This window comes from Hwangdonia lutea, from assembly GCF_032814565.1.
GTDB classification, from domain to species: domain Bacteria; phylum Bacteroidota; class Bacteroidia; order Flavobacteriales; family Flavobacteriaceae; genus Hwangdonia; species Hwangdonia lutea.
Window position 1 is genome coordinate 2,287,414 of the sequence record NZ_CP136521.1, and the last position, 20,636, is coordinate 2,308,049.

Below are 20,636 nucleotides of genomic sequence, written 5' to 3' on the forward strand. Positions count from 1 at the left end.
TCGAAGTATCTCAGAGAACCACTTTTCGTTTTTAACGAAAAGTGGCTGCATTGTTTTAAAGTTAATAATTACATCAAAACATAAAAATCCCAGATTACATATGTAATCTGGGATTTTTTATTAAACTGTTTAAGATAATCTTATAGAAGGTTCTTTATACTAATCTCTTAAAGGTTGATTGGTAATTAAATCGATATATTGATTCACCTTGTTTTTAAGTTCTTTTCTGTGGGTAATAAAATCTAAAAATCCGTGTTCCAATAAAAATTCAGAGGTTTGGAACCCTTCGGGCAATTCTTTTCCTGTGGTGTCTCTTACAATTCGCGGTCCTGCAAAACCTATTAAAGCACCGGGTTCTGCAATATTGATATCGCCCAACATGGCGAACGATGCGGTTGTGCCTCCCGTTGTGGGGTCGGTACATAGCGAAATATAAGGTATGCCGGCATCGGCTAGTTGCGCTAACTTTACCGATGTTTTGGCCAACTGCATAAGCGATAAGGCAGCTTCCATCATACGTGCACCTCCAGATTTAGAAATAATCATAAAAGGTAGTTTGTTTTTTAAGGCATAGTCTGCAGCTCGTGCAATTTTTTCGCCAACAACGCTACCCATTGAGCCTCCAATAAAAGCAAAATCCATACAGGCCACTACTAAATCTTTTCCTTTTGATTTGCCTACCGCACTTCGTACGGCATCTTTTAATTTGGTTTTATTCTGTGCGGCTTTTAAACGCTCGGGGTATTTTTTGGTGTCAACAAATTTTAGAGGGTCTTTGGATTCTAAATTGGCATCGAGTTCTTTAAACTTATTGTCGTCGAAAAGAATTTCGAAATATTCTTTACTGCCAATTCTTACATGGTAACCGTCTTCTGGACTTACGTAAAAATTCTGTTCCAATTCTTTTGTGTCAACAATTTTACCTGTTGGCGATTTGTACCAAAGCCCTTTTGGGGTATCCTTTTTTTCTTGTGTACTGGTATGTATTCCTTTATCTTTTCTTTTAAACCAAGACATAATGACTTACGATTTTAGATTTATGATTGCAAATTTTAATGTATTTGCAAACTGCGTTAGGGATTGAGGCATTTGTTGAAGCTCTCCCAATTTTTATTGGGAAGCGACTGCCGAAAGCCCGACCACAAAATTAAACCTTTATTTTAATTTTGTGGTAACGCCATAATAATTTTATTAACTAAATTCTTGTTATTGGAATGTAATATAATGTTTTTGTGCGATATAAATAAAAAAAGATCTTGCAGTAATACAAGACCTTTTTTGTGTTGTGTAACGAATATGGTGCGATTATAAGGTGTTTACGTTATTTAAATCTTCGAATGCCTTTTTTAAGCGCGTTACAAATGTTTTTTCGCCTTCGCGTAGCCAAACTCTTGGGTCGTAATATTTTTTGTTTGGCACATCCTCGCCATCGGGATTGCCTATTTGCGATTTTAAGTACTCCGCTTTTTCGCCCATATAGTCGCGAATGCCGCTCATAAATGCGTATTGTAAATCGGTATCGATATTCATTTTGATAACACCGTAGCTGATGCCTTCGCGAATTTCTTCAACCGTTGAACCAGAGCCACCGTGGAATACAAAATCGATATGATTATGCTCTACGCCGTATTTTTCTGAGATATATTCTTGTGAATTCTTTAATATTTTTGGTGTTAACTTAACGTTTCCTGGTTTGTAAACGCCGTGTACGTTACCAAACGCCGCAGCAATTGTAAACTGGTCGCTTACTTTGCTTAGTTCTTCGTAAGCGTAGGCTACTTCTTCGGGTTGTGTGTAAAGTTTAGAATCGTCTACATCGGTATTATCCACACCATCTTCTTCGCCGCCTGTAATACCCAATTCAATTTCTAAAGTCATGCCCATTTTAGACATGCGCTCTAAATAGGTTTTACAAATGGCAATGTTTTCTTCTAAAGGTTCTTCGGAAAGGTCAATCATGTGCGAACTGAACAATGATTTTCCGGTTTCTTTATAATGCACTTCGCTGGCATCTAATAAACCATCAATCCAAGGCAATAGTTTTTTTGCACAGTGATCGGTATGTAAAATTACGGGAACACCATAAGCCTCTGCCAATGTGTGTACATGCTTTGCACCTGCAACGGCACCGGCAATAGCCGCTTTTTGCCCATCGTTGCTTAATCCCTTGCCTGCATTAAATTGAGCGCCACCATTTGAAAATTGAATAATTACCGGAGCGTTTAAATCTCTTGCCGTTTCTAAAACACCGTTTATCGTATCTGAACCAATAACGTTAACCGCAGGAAGTGCATAATTATTAGCTTTTGCGTGGTTAAAAATAGCTTGTACTTCTAAGCCTGTTGCAACACCTGGTTTTATATTGTGTCCCATATTTTTTTATTTAATTGATTAATAATTAGTATTTTCAAAAGTAATCAATTTTTAAATAAATGGCTTTGTTTTTGTTGCTTTAAACGGCTAATATAACACTAAAACGTTATAGTTTATTTAGTGAATTTGATGGTCGCTTTCGCGAAAACGACAGTTTCAAACGATACTTCGACACCTGATTTTGAAGCGTGATTTTAAGTGTTAGAATGGGTAGTTGATTCCAATATTATAAACGGCATTGGCAAAGTTATAATCGTTAAACCAACGGTTTTGAGCTCGGTATGAAGGGTCGTAGGTTTTAAAGCCGATATCGAAACGGAACACAAAAAAACTAAAGTCGTAGCGAAAACCGAAACCAGAGCCAATAGCGATGTCTTTAAGGGAATTGAAACCGGTAAAGGTAGCGCTGTCTTCTTTTACATCGTCGAGAGCATTCCAAATGTTACCCGTATCAATAAAAACAGCACCGTTTAGTTTTTCGAAAATATTAAAACGCTGCTCGACGCTAAAAGCCAATTTTAAGTTAGCTTCGTTAAACTCGTCTGATGTTTCAGAGCTTCCCGGGCCTAAACTATATGCGGTCCAAGCGCGATTATCGTTGGCGCCACCAGCAAAGAAACTTTTGGAAAAAGGAATGCTTGATGAGTTGCCGTAAGGAATGGCGATACCAAAAAAACCGCGTAGCGCCAATACGTTTTTTCTGCCCAAATCCCAATGTTTCACATAATCAAATTCCGTTTTAATGTATTGCGAATAAGCCACGTTAAAAAGCTCATAACGATTATTGGCATTTTTATTTAGGCCTAAAAGTTTTGAGGCATTGGCAAGCAAATTTCCCGCGGCTTCAACCTTAAACCGGAAAATAGAAAAATTTTCGTCAAATAGGTTTTGGCGTTTATCTTGTATAAAACTAAAACTCGATGATAAAATCAGGTTGTTTTCGGTGAGTCGTTTTTTGCGTTCGTCAATACTGTTTACGGTTTTATATTCGGTTGGGTTGCTGGCTTCAAAACTGTTGTCGTTTATAACCAAATCGATAAAATCGTCGGCACTTTCTTTAATTAAAATTTCGTTACCATTATCATCTAAGGTAATGAATTCGGGAGGGGTATTGTACGTATCTAAAGCGATATTCTCTAAGGTTCTATACGCATTTTGATAGATACCAAAATAATTGCCAACATTAAGGTTTCTAACATATTGCACATTAAATAAATCGAGTCGGTTTGTGCCAATGCTCGTAGGGCTCCATTTGTAGTTAAATGTTCCGGTAAAGGTTTGCTTGTCTAAACCTATGTTAGTTTGACTGGTTGCCGATAAACTAATCCTGGTTTTGGGCAACATGTATTTCGGGATGATATTTTCAGTATAAAACGGCGAAAATAACCGTGGGATAGTTAGTTTTAAATCGACACCAATTTCATTAATATCAAAAAACTGTTTGCTATTATTGCTCGCATCATCTGAAGCACCAATAGCGCCAATGGCCGAAATTTCGAAAGTTTCTGCACCTCTAAAAATATTCCTGATAAGCAAACTGGGGTTTAATGAAAACCCAATGGCTTGTATGTTGCTTTTAGAGACTTCGGCACTAAAGCCCAAACCAAATTTCTTTAAAGGTGTTAAATAAATATTTGCCGTTAGGGTAGAATCGGGGTTTTCAATATAATTTATATCTGGATATTTAAAGGTTCGCAATTCGCTAATGTGCCTGTAGGAGCGTGTACGGTCCAAATCCCTAAAAACAGTTCCTGGGTTAATAAATACCGCATCTGTTAAGGCCTTTGGGCGGTATCGCATTTTGTTAAAACTGTATAATTTGTAACTGTTGTAGGACATGGAATCCTGAAAGGGCTCGTTTCTGTTTTCAAAGGTGTAGTCGGTAAATATATTAACATCCTTTATTTTATATATCTTAAAAGGTCTGCGTATAGTGGTATCCTGAGTTCTAATGGCTCTGTTTTGAATGATGACATCGATGTTGGCTTTCTTATTGGTATTAATCGTATCAACATTAAACATAATGTAATCTTGATTGAAATGATACACGCCAGAGTTACGCATTTGGGTAGCAATGCGGTTGCGTTCAAGTCCTAAATTCGCATAAACCAATTGATCGTTTTGTTTAATAATAGCACGTTGTTTTCCATGTTTGTACAACGAATCAATAATAGGCGATTTTATGTTTTTTGTTATGGAATCTATAATATAGGGCTTACCGTGTTTTACAAAATAATCTATACTTGCGCGCTGGTTGTCTTTTTTGTTAATCTCATAATCTACGTCAACATTGCTCCAACCGTTAAATTTATAATAAGATTCTAAGCGCTTTGTAGTTTTAATGGTTTTTTCCTCATCTACAATTACCGGTGGTTCTCCTGTGTTTTTTAGCCAATTGTTAAAACCTAAAGCCGAGGCTTTAAGTTTGTCGACTTGCTTTTGTGAATATGCTTTTTTTAATCGCTCGCGTCGTTTGGGTTTTTTATCTAACCAAGCTTCGAAAATAGAATCTCGGTTTGGTCGAGCTAAATTGTAAATGTTCAGTCTTAAATTACCAATTAAAGGGAGCTTGCTGTTTGGCTTTTGGTGAAGTAAACTGGTAATCGTTTCGGAATTGTTTTTTTTGTCGTTTACGTAAACCGTGTTTTCTACAAGAAGATGCTCGTCATCAGCAACTCTTTTAACCGTATTACAAGAGGTAAAATATCCTGCAATAAAAATTAATAGTATTATTTTTAAGAATTGTTGTTGCAAACGAATATTATATTAAATTCAAATTATTGTTTAAAATTTTGTTTTTATTAAAAGAAATAATAAATGCTTAATATAAGCTCAAAAATACATTATTTCCTTAGAAAAACACCTAAATTTTTTTGTGAGATGTAACCTTATTAATATTTTTCATTTCTTTATAAAATTAAAATGAATCGAGCCTATTTAAGCGTTTTTTGCCCATTTAAAAACGATACATAAGTTCATAATACATAATGATTGCGATGCTCTCAAAAAGTCAGATAAAATTAATAACGAAATTAAAGCAAAAAAAATATAGACTGCAGCATGGTTTTTTTGTTGTTGAGGGCATAAAAACAATTCAAGAATTGTTGCAATCTAAATTAACGCTTTACACTTTATTTACCACTGAAACCTTCAATATTGATGCCAAAGACGAAGTTTTAATTACTGAAACAGAATTAAAACGCATTAGTTTTTTAACCACACCAAATAAGGCATTGGCCGTTTTTAAAATTCCGAAACCAAAACCCATAAATACAACCGGACTAATTTTAGCACTCGACGCTGTTAGAGACCCCGGAAATTTAGGCACCATTATTAGACTTTGCGATTGGTTTGGTATTACCGATTTGGTGTGTAGTAACGAAACGGTTGATTGTTTTAACCCGAAAGTTATTCAAGCCACCATGGGCTCCATAAGCCGAGTGAATATAAATTATGTGGATTTGGTTGATTTTTTTAATGAAACAAATTTACCCGTTTTTGGGGCTTTTATGGAAGGCGAAAACGTTTACACAAAACAGTTGCCCAAAGCAGGTGTTTTGGTTATGGGAAATGAAGCCAACGGTATTTCGAAAGCCATTGAAGCTGTGATAACCGAGAAAATTTCAATACCTAGATTTGGCAATTTACAAGCTACCGAAAGTTTAAATGTAGCCACCGCAACCGCTATTTTGTTGAGCGAATTTCGACGAGGTTAAATATGGAAGAAATTTTATTTTGGGGAGTTTTTAGGTCAATCATTAAATTCGTTGGGGCAACTTTTAGATGGATTTATGGTAGTATATGGAGAACTATTTTCGGTAAACCAAAATTTACCTTTAAAGAATACTTATATGGGCCAAAATCCCCCAATTATTATGATAAGCTTGCACATGGTGGTAACAATCTTATTATTGGATTCATTGTTATATTACTTATGGTTTTTGCATTAATAAAACTTTTTGAGTAGTATTTTTGATTTATATGTGTTTTGAGGAGATTGAGCTTTCAACTTTACGCCTTAGCGTCTTTTCCCGAAAATTAAAACATTACTATTGTTGGGTGGGTAAATTATAAGTAAATACAGCAACTGATAACTCTTTTTTACTGAAATGTAAAATTAATAAAAACCCCGCGCGTTTTCATGCTTGCAACATTGCTGGTCCATGGGCTATTGGGATCGGCATCTCTAACAAGCTCGTCATTAATGGCAAAAAGCCCACGAATAGATGGGGTGAATTTAAAATTGTACAAATACAAATCGATGCCAAAACCAAGTTCGTAGAACAGCATGTTTTTCTTGGTTCTAAATTGTCCATTGCTATTATCGTTTGGATTGGTTTCGTTGCTCGAAAGATTTAAAGCTGTTGAAAACCCACCAACAATAAATGGCTTAAAGTTATTAATGCGTTTTGTTGAAAATTTTACCAATAACGGGATATGTATATAAGTAGATTTTACTTCCCTAATTAAATCGGAGTTATTCAAATCTGGAACACCTTCAAAATAGGTCTGACTGTAATATAACTCTCGGGTTGTAATTAATAAACCGGGTTCTAAACGCAAATCGATAAACTTATTAATACGTAAATTTCCTATTAAGCCCACACTAAAACCAGGACTTCTTTTTACATAAATATCACGTAAATCTTCGTTGTAGTCAAAGTTGAAATCGTAATTGTTGATACCTAAAAAATAACCCCAACGCAATAGGTTGTTATCGGTAGAGCCTCTTCCTTGATTGGCATCATAAGTCACTTTTTCTTTTTTAAATAACTGTGCGTAAGTGGTTTGAGTGGCTAAAAGTAATGCTAATAACAGAAAAAGGTGCTTCATTTTTAATGTTTTGATGCTGTATAGATTGTCGCTACCCCAAAGGTTTGCGGGAAATCTTCAACATTTATAAACCCAATTTCCCGTAAAATATTGTTTAAAGCTTCGCCATAGGGAAAAACCGATGCCGATTCGCTCAAGTATTTATAGGCGCTTCTGTCTTTAGAAAACAGTCTGCCAATAAGTGGTAAAATATTTTTTGTGTAGAAATTATAGCCTTGTTTGTACGGTGTTTTGGCGGGTACCGAGGTTTCTAAAATCACAAAAATACCATTGGGTTTTAATACGCGAAGAATGTCTTTTAAGCCATTTTCCAAGGTTTCAAAATTACGTACGCCAAAGGCAACGGTGATGGCATCAAAGGTGTTATCTTTAAATGGCATGTTTTCAGAATCGCCCAAAACCATTTCTATTTTTTGCTCTAAGCCTTTCTTTTTAATTTTTTCCTTGCCAATATCCAGCATGCCACTACTAATGTCTAAGCCCACAATTTTAGAGGCATTTGTTTCGGCAAGATTAATGGCTAAATCGCCGGTTCCAGTGGCAATATCTAAAATGGTTTCTGGCTGTTTTTCTTTTACCAATTTAACCACTTTTTTACGCCATTTAATATCAATTCCAAAAGAAATAACACGATTTAACCCATCGTAATCACCAGAAATGGTATCAAACATTTTGGTAACTTGTTCCTTTTTTCCTAATGCGCTGTTTTTGTATGGCTTTATTTTCGACAAATCTGTAATTTTTGGACAAACCTACATAATTTATTTTAACTTTAATATATTCGGATAAAGTCAAAATAAATTATTTAACTTATCCCAGTCAAAATTATTAAAATAATTAAAATCTGGAAAAACATAAACTTTTACAAAGGCATTATGCCATGGGTTTACAAATATTATATTGGCTATAAGTGAGGTAGCAATATTTATTTTATAGTATATTTGTGGTACTTTTTACGAAAAACAAATAATGAAAATTATTATTGCTGGTGCTGGTGAAGTTGGATTTCATTTAGCAAAATTATTGTCTTACGAATCTCAAGAGATTACCTTAATAGACACCAATAAAGAATGTCTTGCCTACGCCGATACCCATTTAGATATTAAAGTTCTTAAAGGTGATGCCACATCAATTGCTATTTTAAAGGAAGCGCGTGTGGAATCAAGCGATCTGTTAATTGGTGTAACAGCCTCTGAAACCACAAATATTACCATTTGTGTTTTGGCCAAACAATTGGGGGCAAAACGTACTATTGCCCGAATTTCAAACACTGAATTTATAAACCATAAAGATGAAGTTGGTTTTATACGTTTTGGGATTGATGAGCTTATTTCGCCCGAAGCTTTGGCGGCTTCGGAAATTGAGCTCTCACTAAAGCAATCCTCATTTAACGATAATTACGAGTTTGAGGAAGGCGCGCTTACCATGGCGGGTTTAACCTTGTCTAAAGAAGCTTCCTTTGTTGGGAAAAAAGTAAAACAAGCTGCTAAAATATTTCCTGAAATTCACTTTGTGCCAATAGCCATTCAGCGCGCAGGCACCCAATTTACAATCATTCCGCGCGGAGACACTTTGTTTAAAGAAGGCGACAATGTGGTGTTTGTTACCTCTGAAGGTGGCGCCGAAGAATTGTGTAAATTGACAGGTAAAGAAAACACGGATATTAAAAATGTGATGATTCTTGGTGGCACCCAAATAGGGTATAAATCGGCAAGGGATTTATCTGAAAAAGGCTATAAAGTTAAACTTTTAGAAAAAAATAAAGAGCGTGCTTTTGATATTGCCGATGCGTTGCCCAATGTGTTGGTGATTAATACCGATGGTAGAAATGTAGATGTTTTAGATGAAGAAAGTTTGAGTAATATGGATGCTTTTATTGCCGTTGGCGATAATTCTGAAACCAATATCATGTCGTGTTTAGTCGCGAAATCAAAAGGTGTAAATAAGTCTATTGCTTTGGTTGAAAATATGGATTATTTTGAGTTGTCTCAATCCATAGGAATCGATACTTTAATCAATAAAAAACTATTGGCTGCCAATAATATTTTTAGATACATACGTAAAGGGGAAGTGGTGGCCATGACCAAGTTGAATAATATGAATGCCGAACTGTTGGAGTTTGAAGTTAAAGCAACCTCGGCCATATGCAATAAAGTTATTAAACAAATAGAATTTCCGCGGTCGGCCATTATAGCCGGAGTTATTAGAGATGGCGTTGGCTTAATTGCTTTGGGTGGATTTAAAATACAACAAGGCGATCGTGTGGTGGTTTGCAGTTTGCTTAAATCTATAAAAGGCGTCGAAAAGTTATTCCTTTAAAACATGAAGCTTAATTACAAAATCATCTTTCATTTTTTCGGACTCCTATTATTGTTCAATGGTGGTTTTGTTTTACTGGCTTCGCTTATTAGTTTAATTTATAAAGATGGCGTTACCGTTCAGCTTTTTTTAGCCGGTATTTTAACCTTGATTATTGGCGCGCTGGGGATGCTTTTTACACGGCATCACAAAAAGGAAATGAACAAACGCGAAGGGTATATTGTCGTTACCTTTGGCTGGATTATTATGGCACTTGCGGGCACATTGCCTTATATTTTTACTGGAAGTATTTCTAGTTTTACCGATGCTTTTTTCGAGACCATGTCTGGTTTCACAACCACCGGAGCAAGTATTTTAAACGATATTGAAGCGGTTCCTAAAGGTGTTTTGTTTTGGCGCAGTTTAACCCATTGGATTGGTGGCATGGGCATTATTGTGTTGGCCATAGCGATTTTACCATTACTGGGAATTGGCGGTATGCAATTGTTTGCAGCCGAAGCACCGGGACCAAGTACCGATAAATTACATCCAAGAATTACCGATACGGCCAAACGTTTATGGCTTATTTATTTTGGATATACCGCGGCTGAAACCATATTGTTAAAGGTCGCGGGCATGTCTTTTTTTGATGCTATTAATCACGCATTGTGTACTTTGTCCACTGGTGGGTTTTCAACTAAAAACGCGAGTGTCGCCTATTGGAACGACCAACCTGTAATCCAATATATCATTATTGTTTTTATGTTTTTGGCCGGTACAAATTTTGTATTGAGCTATTTTGCTTTTAAAGGAAAAGTGCAGAAGATAATAAAGGACGAAGAGTTTAAACTCTATTTTAAATTCATAGCTGTTTTTACGGTTATTGCGGCGTTGATTATATATTTTCGAGCCGATTTATCGGCATCGTCCATTGCGCATCCCATGGTTTGGGGCGAAGCCGAAAGCGCTTTTAGGCATGGGTTGTTTCAGGTTATATCGGTGATAACAACTACGGGATTTGTTACGGCAGATTTTACCATGTGGACGCCGTTTTTAGTCGTGTTCTTTTTTGGACTCATGTTTTTGGGGGGATCGTCGGGCAGTACCTCTGGTGGCGTAAAAGTGGTGCGCCATCTAATATTGATAAAAAACGGTTTTTTGGAATTTAAACGCACATTGCACCCCAACGCCATAATCCCGGTACGCTACAACACAAAGTCTATTTCTGGCGATATCGTGTTTAATATACTCGCCTTTTTTATTCTGTACATGTTATCGTTTATAGTTGGTGCCTTAGGGTTTTCCATGATGGAAATAGATTTTAAATCCGCCGTTGGTTTGGCCGCTTCGAGTCTGGGTAATGTGGGGCCCGCTTTAGGCGATTTCGGACCTGTAAATAATTTTGCTAATTTACCAAGTGTGGGTAAATGGTGGTGCAGTTTTTTAATGCTTATTGGGCGTTTGGAACTCTTTACGGTACTTATCTTATTTACGCCTTTCTTCTGGCGAAACAGGTAAGTTTTTTTGGATTTTTAACAATTTATTTTGTAGGATTACGTTTATGTATTGAATAATTATCACTAATATTGTAGTGATTTTATTACCCAATCGGTATAATAGCCAAAAGCAGCATTAATTTATGGTGAGTTTATTTTTGGTATAAATATTGATATAATTAGAATCAAAAAAAAACTTAACCTAAAAAAATTAAAGCTTTGAAAAAACTAGTAGCATTAACATCGGTTGTTGTGGTTACATTACTTGTGAATATAGACCGAGTAGTCGTTATAGATGATCATATTATAGCCATTATTCTTTTAGTAATAGCCGCCGCACTATCGGTTTATGAATATAAAAGAAAAGAGAAATTAAATTAAATCGAATTTTTTTTGAAATATTTTTATTTTTCTAAAAAAAACCAGTCAAGTTTTATTAACCTGACTGGTTTAAGAATATAGTCATTCAATAAAATTTTCTAACTAACCGCTTCCTTAATACGTTTTATCGCCTCAATAATTTGTTCTTGAGAAGCGGCGTACGAAATACGGATACAATCAGGGTTTCCAAATGCTTCACCGGTTACGGTAGCCACAAGGGCTTCTTCCAATAAATACAAGGAAAAATCGGTAGCATTATTTATGGTTTTGCCACGAAGTGTTTTTCCGAAGTAATACGAAACATTAGGAAATACGTAAAACGCGCCTTCAGGTGTATTGGTTTTAAAACCTTCAATATCATTTAATAAATTTAATATTAAATCACGACGCACTTTAAACTCGTCAATCATAAATTGCACACGCGAAGGTGGTTCGTTTAAAGCTGTAATTACGGCACGCTGCGCAATACAGTTGGTACCACTTGTAATCTGCCCTTGCATTTTGTTGCAGGCACGTGCAATTTTTTGAGGCGCACCAATATAACCAATACGCCAGCCCGTCATGGCAAATGCTTTTGAAACGCCGTTTACGGTAATCGTACGGTCGTACATATCTTCAAATTGTGCCATACTCGCATGGCCACCAACGTAGTTTATGTGTTCGTAAATTTCATCTGAAACCACGTAAATATTAGGGTGTTTAACCAATACATCGGCTAAAGCCCTTAACTCGTCTTTACTATAAATTGAGCCACTTGGGTTGCACGGTGAACTAAACCAAATCATTTTTGTTTTTGGCGTGATGGCTGCTTCAAGTTGAGCCGGTGTCATTTTAAAATCGGTATCAATCGTGGTTTTAACTTCAACGGGAACACCGTCATTTAATTTCACTATGTCAGCATAACTTACCCAATACGGGCATGGTAAAATAACTTCGTCGCCAGCATTTAGCATTACCCCCGCTACATTTGCCAAACATTGTTTTGCACCTGTAGAGACTACAATTTGCGGTAGGGTGTAGGTTAGATTGTTATCGCGTTTAAACTTAGTGATGATGGCCTCTTTAAGCTCAACATATCCGTCAACCGGCGTGTACGAATTGTAATTATCGTTAATGGCTTGTATGGCGGCCTCTTTTATATAATCGGGCGTATTAAAATCAGGTTCACCAAGGCTTAAGCCAATAATATCTTTTCCTTCGCCTCTTAATTCTCTTGCTTTTGCAGCCATTTCCAAGGTTGCAGAAGTAGCCATGTTTAAAATTCTATCGGATAATAATTGCATATGTTTAGTAAGTATAAATTTAGGCTATACTGGGTTTTTGCCCTAACTCTTTTAATTGATTGTAATGCTCAGCAACGGCCTTCCAAAATGTATTGTACTCGTTGTATGGTAAGCTAAATTCTTTTGCCGTTTCTTTAACTATTTTGGCTATTTTACCATAGTGAATATGACTTATATTGGCAAATAAATGATGCTCGACTTGTCTGTTTAATCCGCCGGTATAGAATTCAACCAGCCAACTTTTAGGTGAAAAATTAGATGTTGTAAACAATTGGTGAATGGCCCAGGTATTTTTCATGTTGCCATTGTCGTCTGGTAAAGGCATCTCTGTATTCGGCATAACGTGTGCCAATTGAAAAATAACACTTAAAATAACTCCGGCCGTGTAGTGCATTACCAAAAAGCCAATTAAAACTTGCCACCACGCAAAACCTAAGGATATGGGTAAAACGATCCAAATGGCATAGTAAATTATTTTACCAATAATAAGCTTTGTCCATTGGGTTGCCGGATGTGGCATTTTACCGTATGCCAATTTTCTTTTTAAATATTGATAGGTTTGGATAAAATCGGTAGTAATGGCCCAATTTACAGTTAACAATCCGTATAAGAAAAAAGCGTAAAATCTTTGGTATTTATGAAATTTAAACCATTTGGCGTGTTTAGAAAAACGGATGATTCTGCCGGCATCAATATCTTCATCGTGCCCTTGAATATTGGTATAGGTATGGTGCAATACGTTGTGCTGTACTTTCCAATTGTAGTCGTTTCCGGCTAAAATGTAAATACTGCTTCCCATTAATTTATTAACCCATTTTTTGCTGGAAAAAGAACCATGGTTGGCATCGTGCATAACATTCATGCCAACACCGGCCATACCAACACCGGCGATCATCATTAAAATAATTTGTGCCCAAGCTGGTAAATTGATGGTTAATATTAGAACTACCGGAACAATTAATAAAGCAAACATAACGACTGCTTTTACATATAATTTCCAGTTTCCTGTGCGTTTTATGTTATTCTCTTTAAAATAATCGTTAACGCGTTTATTTAGTGTTTTAAAAAATTTTGCTGGGTCTTTTCTTGAAAAAGAAAGGGTTTGTTTTGTCATACTATTAATTTTAAATATGATTAAAAATAAAAAAAAAGATTTTGATCATACCTGCGGCAAAGATAGGTATAAACCAACTTAAGTAATAACGTTTTTTTATAAAAATATGCACATAAAAAGCATATTTTTGTTGAAAATTTAACAGAAATGGAACTGATTTTAAAATATTTCCCTAACCTGAGTGACGACCAAATTGAGCGGTTTGCAAAGTTAGAATCGCTTTATAAAGACTGGAATTTAAAGATTAATGTGGTGTCTCGTAAAGATATCGACGAGCTTTATTTGCGCCATGTACTGCATGCTTTGGCCATAGCTAAATTGATTCAGTTTAAAGATGGTTCGAAGCTTTTGGATGTGGGAACAGGGGGTGGTTTTCCTGGAATTCCGTTGGCTATTTTATTCCCAGAATGCTCTTTTCATTTGGTAGATAGCATCGCTAAAAAGTTAAAAGTGGTCGATGAGGTTGTTGCCGGATTAGGTTTAACCAATGTAAAAACAACACACTCTAGGGTTGAAGATATTAACGGTACTTACGATTTTATAATAAGTCGTGCCGTGGCTGCAATGCCTACCTTTGTACATTGGGTAAAAGGCAAGATTGCAAAACAGCAGAATAACGATTTAAAAAATGGAATTTTGTATTTAAAAGGAGGCGATTTAACCGAAGAGCTTAAAACGTATAAAACGGCGACCATTTATAATTTAAGTGATTATTATACCGAGGATTTTTTCGAAACTAAGAAACTGGTGCACTTACCTTTGAAGTTTAGAGGTTAGCATCAAATTTTATTAAGTGCGTTAAAATTTTGCTTAAAGAAATAAAACTGATTTTTATACCAATACGTATTGGCAAAGGCTTCAACCGTAAGGGGTTTGTTCGTGTCTGCATACAAAAGATTTTCTGCTTTTTTAAGGTTTAGTTTCGCGTTTTTTAAGTCGTTTAACTTGTAATGGGTTAATGCCAACCCTAAAAGAGCCTCGTAATCTGAGGCATTATATTTTAAAGTAGCCTTAAAATCTGAAATCGCTTCAATATATTCACCCAAAAGTAAATGCGATGTACCTCTAAAAAAATAAGAGGAGGCATTATTAGCATCAAAATCTAAAGATTTATCAAAATCTATTTTTGCTTGCTTGTAGTAGTTAATGTTTAAATGTGCTACACCTCGGTTGTAATAGGTCTCTGTGTTGGGGTTTATTAAAATGGCCAACGAGAAATCCTTTAAAGCCAATTTGTATTTTTCAAGAGCTAAAAGGGCATGGGCTCGCTGGGTGTAAAATTTGTATTCTGATGGTACTACGTCAATAATTTTAGTTAAATCTATGACAGCGCCAATATAATCTTCTAAATAATATTTGGTATTAGCCAAATTGTACTGTGCATCAATAAATTGAGGGTCGAGTTTTAGAGCATTTTCGTAATCGATTTTTGCGCCTAAATAATCCTGTAAGTTGTATTTTGAATTGCCTCGGTTGAAATAAGAATCGGCATCTGGTTTATAAATAATTATTTTGGTATAATCCAATATGGCGCCATGGTAGTCACCTAAGTTATTTTTTGCGATACCTCTATAAAAATAGGCGTCAAAATGCTTTGGTTCTAAGGCAATTACTTGGTTGAGCAATTCTATTTTCTGTTTGTCATCGGTAGCTCTGTTAGCTTGTCTGTATAGTTTTTTTGCTTGTCCAATGCATAGCATTGGAAGGATTACTAGTATTAATATGACGATTTTTTTCATTTTATGAATCAATTGAAAATAAGAAATAGCAGTTCGTTACAACCATTAAAGTTAGTAATATTTTATGTATAAATAACTTTTTCTTTTAGAAGAAAAAATTCAAATAAAATGTATTTCATCGAAGTTTTTTGCATTTCATACGAATATTGATTACGTTTGTATACTGATATTATGTATGTTAGTACTTCAGTCCCAAAAAAATATTTATGAAAAGAAGCCTACCTTTATTTGGTGTTAGTCCAGCCAAATTTTTAATTCTGTTTTTACTAGTAAGTTTTGTTAGTAATGCCCAAGTAATTCAAGTAGAAAGAGTTGGAGGTGCGGTTGTAACTCAAGGGTCTACAATTACTATAACTGCGGGTACAAGTATCGATTTCCGTATTACAAATCAAGCTTTTGATTGTAGTAAGTTAAAGGTGCGAGACGTGGATATTAGTAATCCAACCGATTTTGATATCACACCTAATAATCCTAAAAAAAACATTAGAACTCAATGGTGTACGTGGCCTTGGCAAGCAAATAAAACTTATTTAGATTTTGAAATAGAGAACATCAGTCCAAGTTGTGTTACGGCAAGCACGGTTGTGACCATTGAAATTAAAGATCAGCCAGATTTCACATTCACGGTTGAAGTTGCATCTTCTCCGACTTTGGTTGTGTTAGGGGGGAGTCCTTTCCAGGATGTTTTTCACAACGATACTAATACAACCGACGACAACGGAACTTATTTTGGAGTGGTAGATGAAGGAAATACCGTAACGAGACGATTTCTTATTGGCAATGCTGGTAGTTGTGACATGGATTTCACAAATGCAACCAGTAATAATCCCGATTTTACAATTAACACACCCTTAGGAACACTTCCTATTAACGGCATTAATCCTTATTGGGGTACTTATTTAGATATTACTTTTACAGCGCCCAATGGAGGTTCAGGTACACAGCAAGCTATAATAAGTGTTTTTACAAACGATACCGATTACACACCGTTTTATTTAGTTGTTGAAGCCGAAATGTTCGATGAAAACATACCTGGACCGGGAGGCATTACTTCAAATTTTAAGTTATGGCTAAAGTCGACCCGAGGCATTGTTAAGTCCGGATCAACCTTAACAGAATGGCATGACTTAGGAACAAATGGTAAAGATGCTACAACAGTGGCTGGTAAAGAGCCCACATACTTAGATACGGCTACTGATAATATAAATTTTAACCCTGTTGTTAAATTTGAAAATGATGGGATGGGCACAGAGCAATATATGTACAATAACGATGCTCCGATAAGCGGATTCTATAATCACGATATTTTTATTGTAATGATGCCAGATGCGACCATGACCAGTACTTCCAGTAGAAATACCATTTTTGCAGGGGTAGATTCCGGTAATGCAGGAGATATTACAGGTGTTGGTTTTGGAGATTATTCATCGCGTTTTACTAATGAAGCGCTTTCATATAATCAAGATGTTCCTTCACCATCTGGAAGTTATAATGGGGAGGCTGTGCTCAACGCCACTTATTCAAATGCAGGAATTATAAATGTTAGAAACGATGCCTCTTCATCGCCTACTAAACAAGACATATTGTACAACTCCAATGTGTTAACAACCAGTAACGTATCGGATGTTTCATTTACCAATATTGATGGTAGCGAATATTGGATAGGAAAAAACTTTGACATTGCCGGAAGTTTAAATGGAAGAGTAGCAGAAATTTTTACATTCTCTGAACGCTTAAGTGATGCCGATAGACAAAAAGTTGAATCGTACTTGGCTATTAAATACGGTATTACTTTGGGTGCTGCAACCGAGGCTACAAAAAATTATGTTAACTCCTTTAATACCTCTGTTTGGGATGCAACCGCCAATGCAGGGTTTAATTATCATGTAGCTGGAATTGGTAGGGATTCAATTTCCGATTTAAACCAAAAACAATCTAAATCAATTAATTATACCAATGCGGTAACTATTGGCCTAGGTGGTGTTTTTGATACGAATAGCTTAAATCCCAATGAGTTTGAAAAAGATGGTGATTTTTTAGTTTGGGGAAATAATAATGGTGCTTTATCGGGAACAGATACCAATTCAATTACCATAGCTTCAGGAGTAACAACCACAGTAACACGCATAGACAGAAAATGGAAAATCGTGGAGTCTAATGAAGATGTTAATGGCGATGTGGAAACCGTTTATGTTTCTATCCCTACTGCAGCCTTTAGTACTTTTACAAAAACGGCTGACGAAGAGTATGCTTTAATAGTAGCCGATAATGCTAATTTTACTAATACAGACATTATAGATGTTATTCCATTAAGATCTGATGGTGGTACTAGTTTAGAAACCTGGTACGATTTTGAGGGTGAAAAGTATTTCACTTTTGGTAAATTGTCAAAAATTTCTAATAGTAGTGCCATAAGTATAGCTTCAGGCGATTATTTAGTGGGCGACTATTTACTTAATTTGGGTGTTGATTCTTTTACCATTTCAGCGTGGGTAAAATTAGCATCAAATGCGAGCGACAGAACGATTATGGCTAAAGGGGAAAAGTTGCAAATGATCATCAATGCCTCAGGGAACATAGAAGTGTATGTCGATGATACAATTACACCTAAAATAACCTCTACTATGGCTGTGGATGATGGAGTGTGGCATCAGTTAACATTCATTTATGATAGTGGAACCATTTATATTTATATTGATGGATTGTTAGATAAATCTGTACCAAACATTGTACATCCAACACCCAATTATAATCACTATGCTGTTGGTGCACTTTATATAGATAGAAATACAGTAACCAACCCATTGTTGGGAGATATAGATGAGGTTTATATATGGGATACGGCGCTTACCCAAAATCAAGTAAGATATTTGATGAACCAAGAGATTGAAAGGTTTGATGTTTCGGGTACCGATTACGTGTCAGGTAAAGTACTTCCTCAAGGTGCTGCAAACAATCCAACAGCAGCGATTCCTTGGAGTAACCTAAGGGTATATTACGACTTTAACTCGTTTTATGGCTCGACCATCGAAGGTTTGACAGATGATAGGTATTTTTTAAGATTAAACTACTTAAATAAGACAAAAACAATACGTGGTAATCAAACTGCGCCTTTACCTTATGTTTCGGCAGCTAATGGGGCTTGGGGTGCAGCAACAACTTGGAGTAATAGTTCAGACCAAATGATTCCTAATTCACAGAGTTTGGACGGAAGTACGGTTGTAGGCTGGAATATTGTAGAAATAGGACACGACATCACTTCTGGAGATAGAGATATTACCCTTTTAGGTTTAAAGCAAACCTCAGGGAAACTTACCATAGCAGACCCCGTAGACCCTCAGGATGAAACCAACTCTGGACAAGCGTTAACCGTAACCAATTATTTGGAAATAGACGGTGTTATTGATTTAGTGGGAGAATCACAATTCATACAAACTGAAGGCAGTATTTTAGATGCTGATAGTGGCGGTTTTATAGAACGCGACCAACAAGGCACCGCCAATGGATACAATTATAATTATTGGTCATCTTCGGTTGGTCCAATAACCGGCAGTACAGCAACTCGGGGAACAGGGGTTTCTTACTTAAACAACAACCATACGATTGATGGTGTACTAAACGACGGCACAAACACAGATCTTTATCTAGGCATAGATTTTATCCCGAACCAAAATACCGGTAGTGGGCCACCACCACCACCACCGGGAACAGCAAAGGAAATTAGCTCGTATTGGTTGTATAAATTCTATGGTCCTGAAGATGATTATTTTTCGTGGCAAAGCATAGATCAAAACACAAGTCTACAGGCAGGAGAAGGCTTCACCATGAAAGGGACATTGGGTGCCGTGGCCATCACTGACCAACAAAACTATGTGTTTAAAGGATTGCCAAACAATGGCGATATTACATTGCCACTTGATAAAACGGCTGGCGACGTAGACCGTTTAATTGGTAACCCATACCCGTCGGCTATTGATGCCACGGAATTTATTTTGGACAATATGAGCATTGCCAGTGGCGGAAACAATACAAACGGAACCATTTTTAATGGAGCGCTATATTTTTGGGATCATTTTGGTGAAGAAAACACCCATGTATTAAAAGGCTACGTGGGTGGTTATGCCACCTATAATTTAACCGGAGGTGTAGCCGCCATATCAAACGACGCACGAATTAATAATACCTCTGATGGTGGAAATCCGGCTAACGGTTCAAAAACACCAGGGCAATATATTCCAGTTAACCAAGGATTTTTTGTGTCAACCGCCATCGATGGTTTTACAGACGACAATGGCGCTGTAATCTCAGTCGTTGATGGGGGCGATATTGTGTTTAAAAATAGTCAACGTGTTTTTGCTACAGAACAAGGAGGCTCGTCTACCTTTATGCGTGGTTCAAATACAAAGAAATCAACCAGCAAAACGCAAAGACAAGAAAATGATTATACCAATTCCGCTTCAATCAAATTAATGTATAGCTCTCCTAAAGGTTATTACAGGCAGTTGCTGTTGGGAACTAATACAAATGCATCAAAAGGGTTTGATTTAGGATACGATGCCTTTATGATTGATGCCAGCGAAGAGGATATGTATTGGAATATTGGGCAACGCAAATTTGTAATTCAAGGTGTGAATAATTTTGATGATACCAATGAGTTTCCATTGGGGCTAGTTGTTAAAAACTCCGGAATAGTAAAGATTAAATTGGATAGCGTTGAAAATTTAGATACAAGCAAAACCCTGTATATAAAGGATAATGTTACAAACGAAGTGGTATTAATAAACAATAAACCGTTTGAAATGTTTTTAGATGCCGGATCTTACAATGATAGATTTTCATTAGTGTTTCAGTCGCAATCGTTAACAACCGAAGATGTTGAAATAGCCGATAATGTGTCTGTTTATTTTGATAAATCGATATCGGAATTAAAAGTAAGAGGATTGAATGGTAGCGAACTTTTAAGCATTACCTTATTTAATATTATTGGTCAGGAAATAAAGTATATCGACTATACATCTAATAAAACATCGAAACAAATTCATGTAAATACCGGCGCTTATATTGTGCAGTTAAACACAGATAGGGGGACAATCAATAAGAAAATTATTATTGAGTAAGG

General features: G+C 36.1%; 15 protein-coding genes. 7 read left to right on the plus strand and 8 right to left on the minus strand.

Features of this window, described 5'->3' with window-relative positions; all coding sequences use genetic code 11:
• Positions 1 to 159: 159 nt before the first annotated feature.
• From accD to tamL, 3 genes are all read right to left on the minus strand, one after another.
• The gene (gene accD, locus RNZ46_RS09915; protein WP_316982047.1) at positions 160 to 1,017 is read right to left on the minus strand and encodes an acetyl-CoA carboxylase, carboxyltransferase subunit beta; all 858 of its coding nucleotides are present in this window, start codon (positions 1,015 to 1,017) and stop codon (positions 160 to 162) included.
• A 288-nt stretch (positions 1,018 to 1,305) separates the two neighbouring features.
• On the minus strand, positions 1,306 to 2,373 hold the full coding sequence (fbaA, locus tag RNZ46_RS09920) for a class II fructose-bisphosphate aldolase (RefSeq protein WP_316982048.1): 1,068 nt from the start codon (positions 2,371 to 2,373) through the stop codon (positions 1,306 to 1,308).
• A 201-nt stretch (positions 2,374 to 2,574) separates the two neighbouring features.
• Positions 2,575 to 5,127, minus strand: coding sequence for a translocation and assembly module lipoprotein TamL (gene tamL / locus RNZ46_RS09925; protein ID WP_316982049.1), 2,553 nt, complete (start codon positions 5,125 to 5,127; stop codon positions 2,575 to 2,577).
• 242 nt (positions 5,128 to 5,369) lie between these two features.
• Between tamL and RNZ46_RS09930 the strand changes: the two genes are divergently transcribed.
• Both RNZ46_RS09930 and RNZ46_RS09935 read left to right on the plus strand, forming a co-directional pair.
• The gene (locus tag RNZ46_RS09930; protein WP_316982050.1) at positions 5,370 to 6,089 is read left to right on the plus strand and encodes a TrmH family RNA methyltransferase; all 720 of its coding nucleotides are present in this window, start codon (positions 5,370 to 5,372) and stop codon (positions 6,087 to 6,089) included.
• A gap of 2 nt (positions 6,090 to 6,091) precedes the next feature.
• Positions 6,092 to 6,340 (plus strand): hypothetical protein, encoded by a 249-nt coding sequence (locus tag RNZ46_RS09935; RefSeq protein WP_316982051.1) that lies wholly within the window; start codon positions 6,092 to 6,094, stop codon positions 6,338 to 6,340.
• Between the two features lie 134 nt (positions 6,341 to 6,474).
• Here the strand turns inward: RNZ46_RS09935 and porT are convergent, their stop codons facing one another.
• Together porT and ubiE are read right to left on the minus strand one after the other, a co-directional pair.
• A complete protein-coding gene (gene porT, locus RNZ46_RS09940) occupies positions 6,475 to 7,206 on the minus strand; it encodes a type IX secretion/gliding motility protein PorT/SprT (protein ID WP_316982052.1) in 732 nt (243 codons plus the stop codon).
• Positions 7,207 to 7,208: 2 nt separating this feature from the next.
• Positions 7,209 to 7,937: a bifunctional demethylmenaquinone methyltransferase/2-methoxy-6-polyprenyl-1,4-benzoquinol methylase UbiE gene (gene ubiE / locus RNZ46_RS09945; protein ID WP_316982053.1), complete on the minus strand. Its 729-nt coding sequence runs from the start codon at positions 7,935 to 7,937 to the stop codon at positions 7,209 to 7,211.
• A 238-nt stretch (positions 7,938 to 8,175) separates the two neighbouring features.
• Here ubiE and trkA point away from each other — a divergent pair, with 238 nt between their 5' ends.
• From trkA to RNZ46_RS09960, 3 genes are all read left to right on the plus strand, one after another.
• Positions 8,176 to 9,525 carry a Trk system potassium transporter TrkA gene (gene trkA, locus RNZ46_RS09950; RefSeq protein ID WP_316982054.1) on the plus strand — a complete coding sequence of 450 codons (1,350 nt, stop codon included), beginning with the start codon at positions 8,176 to 8,178 and terminating at the stop codon, positions 9,523 to 9,525.
• Positions 9,526 to 9,528: 3 nt separating this feature from the next.
• The gene (locus RNZ46_RS09955) at positions 9,529 to 11,022 is read left to right on the plus strand and encodes a TrkH family potassium uptake protein (RefSeq protein ID WP_316982055.1); all 1,494 of its coding nucleotides are present in this window, start codon (positions 9,529 to 9,531) and stop codon (positions 11,020 to 11,022) included.
• A gap of 197 nt (positions 11,023 to 11,219) precedes the next feature.
• Positions 11,220 to 11,381 carry a hypothetical protein gene (locus RNZ46_RS09960; RefSeq protein WP_316982056.1) on the plus strand — a complete coding sequence of 54 codons (162 nt, stop codon included), beginning with the start codon at positions 11,220 to 11,222 and terminating at the stop codon, positions 11,379 to 11,381.
• Between the two features lie 98 nt (positions 11,382 to 11,479).
• Here the strand turns inward: RNZ46_RS09960 and RNZ46_RS09965 are convergent, their stop codons facing one another.
• A complete protein-coding gene (locus RNZ46_RS09965; protein WP_316982057.1) occupies positions 11,480 to 12,664 on the minus strand; it encodes a pyridoxal phosphate-dependent aminotransferase in 1,185 nt (394 codons plus the stop codon).
• Positions 12,665 to 12,683: 19 nt separating this feature from the next.
• Complete coding sequence (locus RNZ46_RS09970) at positions 12,684 to 13,778, minus strand: fatty acid desaturase family protein (protein WP_316982058.1); 1,095 nt, start codon at positions 13,776 to 13,778, stop codon at positions 12,684 to 12,686.
• 147 nt (positions 13,779 to 13,925) lie between these two features.
• On the opposite strand from RNZ46_RS09970, the gene rsmG reads away from it, so the two are divergent.
• The gene (gene rsmG / locus RNZ46_RS09975; RefSeq protein WP_316982059.1) at positions 13,926 to 14,555 is read left to right on the plus strand and encodes a 16S rRNA (guanine(527)-N(7))-methyltransferase RsmG; all 630 of its coding nucleotides are present in this window, start codon (positions 13,926 to 13,928) and stop codon (positions 14,553 to 14,555) included.
• A 2-nt stretch (positions 14,556 to 14,557) separates the two neighbouring features.
• Here rsmG and RNZ46_RS09980 read toward each other — a convergent pair whose 3' ends face one another.
• Positions 14,558 to 15,517, minus strand: coding sequence for a tetratricopeptide repeat protein (locus RNZ46_RS09980; RefSeq protein WP_316982060.1), 960 nt, complete (start codon positions 15,515 to 15,517; stop codon positions 14,558 to 14,560).
• Positions 15,518 to 15,723: 206 nt separating this feature from the next.
• Between RNZ46_RS09980 and RNZ46_RS09985 the strand changes: the two genes are divergently transcribed.
• The gene (locus tag RNZ46_RS09985) at positions 15,724 to 20,634 is read left to right on the plus strand and encodes a DUF8202 domain-containing protein (protein WP_316982061.1); all 4,911 of its coding nucleotides are present in this window, start codon (positions 15,724 to 15,726) and stop codon (positions 20,632 to 20,634) included.
• Positions 20,635 to 20,636 lie beyond the last annotated feature (2 nt).

Coding starts and splice junctions, on each gene's coding strand:
- RNZ46_RS09980 (WP_316982060.1), bottom strand. CDS start 15,517: ATGAAAAAAATCGTCATATTAATACTAGTAATCCTTCCAATGCTATGC.
- accD (WP_316982047.1), bottom strand. CDS start 1,017: ATGTCTTGGTTTAAAAGAAAAGATAAAGGAATACATACCAGTACACAA.
- RNZ46_RS09935 (WP_316982051.1), top strand. CDS start 6,092: ATGGAAGAAATTTTATTTTGGGGAGTTTTTAGGTCAATCATTAAATTC.
- RNZ46_RS09930 (WP_316982050.1), top strand. CDS start 5,370: ATGCTCTCAAAAAGTCAGATAAAATTAATAACGAAATTAAAGCAAAAA.
- RNZ46_RS09955 (WP_316982055.1), top strand. CDS start 9,529: ATGAAGCTTAATTACAAAATCATCTTTCATTTTTTCGGACTCCTATTA.
- RNZ46_RS09985 (WP_316982061.1), top strand. CDS start 15,724: ATGAAAAGAAGCCTACCTTTATTTGGTGTTAGTCCAGCCAAATTTTTA.
- porT (WP_316982052.1), bottom strand. CDS start 7,206: ATGAAGCACCTTTTTCTGTTATTAGCATTACTTTTAGCCACTCAAACC.
- RNZ46_RS09965 (WP_316982057.1), bottom strand. CDS start 12,664: ATGCAATTATTATCCGATAGAATTTTAAACATGGCTACTTCTGCAACC.
- rsmG (WP_316982059.1), top strand. CDS start 13,926: ATGGAACTGATTTTAAAATATTTCCCTAACCTGAGTGACGACCAAATT.
- fbaA (WP_316982048.1), bottom strand. CDS start 2,373: ATGGGACACAATATAAAACCAGGTGTTGCAACAGGCTTAGAAGTACAA.
- trkA (WP_316982054.1), top strand. CDS start 8,176: ATGAAAATTATTATTGCTGGTGCTGGTGAAGTTGGATTTCATTTAGCA.
- RNZ46_RS09970 (WP_316982058.1), bottom strand. CDS start 13,778: ATGACAAAACAAACCCTTTCTTTTTCAAGAAAAGACCCAGCAAAATTT.